This is a genomic window from Thermalbibacter longus (genome assembly GCF_023806485.1).
In the GTDB taxonomy this organism is placed as follows: domain Bacteria; phylum Chloroflexota; class Chloroflexia; order Thermomicrobiales; family Thermomicrobiaceae; genus Thermalbibacter; species Thermalbibacter longus.
The window spans coordinates 1-263 of sequence record NZ_JAMSLR010000062.1 but is presented as its reverse complement, the minus strand read 5'-3'; the positions used below and the strand labels follow the sequence as shown (position 1 = coordinate 263).

Below are 263 nucleotides of genomic sequence, written 5' to 3'. Positions count from 1 at the left end.
ATATTGCGTTGCCATGTTTCCGCATAGCCAATGACAAGTTTGCCAATTTGATTTTCAATACAGTAGTTAATGATGTAACGGCAAGTCTTGTTGATATAATCATTCACTTTATTATTGCGATTCATAGCAAGCAAAGCCTGTTTACGAGTGGTGCCTTTGATTTTTTGCTTATCTTTTATGCTTTGAAGTCTGGCATTTTCTTTGTTAAACCATTGATTTATACTTTTTAATCTCCGCCCATCAATGATAAATGATCTGCCGTC

General features: G+C 35.0%; 1 protein-coding gene. It reads right to left on the bottom strand.

From position 1 onward, the window contains the following. Positions 1-263: transposase (locus NET02_RS16450; RefSeq protein ID WP_284058514.1), on the bottom strand; the 263-nt coding region annotated here is incomplete at both ends.